The sequence below is a fragment of the Streptomyces sp. AC627_RSS907 genome (assembly GCF_019049165.1).
On the sequence record NZ_JAGMUE010000692.1, the window covers coordinates 1 to 577 of the forward strand.

The following is a 577-nucleotide window of genomic DNA, read 5'->3' on the forward strand; positions in this document are numbered from 1 at the left end:
CCTGGGACGGGCCGGGCGCGAGGGGCGGACTGTTGTTCGGGCACGAGCACAAGCGTACGCAGTTGCGCTTCCTGGCGCGGCGGCATTTACGGCACCGCGACCCGCCCCCGCCCGGCGCCGGCCCCGGACGGACGCGCCATCAGGCCGGCGGCGCGCCCCAGTTGCTCGCCGGGTAGTCGACGTACCCCTCGGCGCCGCCCCCGTAGTACGTGGCCGGGTCGCCGGGCGACAGCGCGCGGCCCAGGGCGAACCGGGCGACGAGGTCGGGGTTGGCGACGTAGTGTCTGGCGTACGAGACGGCGTCGGCGACGCCGGCCGCGAGGGCGGCGTTGCCCGTCGCGCGGTCGAAGCCGTTGTTCACGATCAGCGGCCCCGCGAACCGGCTCCGGTAGCGCGCGAACGCGGCCGGGTCGGGGGCGGCTTCGGGCCCGGCGGGCTCGGGGCCGCGCAGGTGAAGGTAGGACACCGGGCGGTCGCCGAGTTCGGCCACCAGCTCGTCGTAGTCGGCGAGCAGCGGCTCGTCGGCGACGAATCGGTCGCCGTCGTGCCAGTACGGCGCGACGCGCACCCCCACGCA

At 76.4% G+C, this 577-nt stretch carries 1 pseudogene; it reads right to left on the reverse strand.

Annotated elements, in window-relative coordinates:
- Positions 1–139: 139 nt before the first annotated feature.
- Positions 140–577 (reverse strand): annotated as a pseudogene (locus KUM32_RS37840) (alkene reductase); the annotation flags it as partial.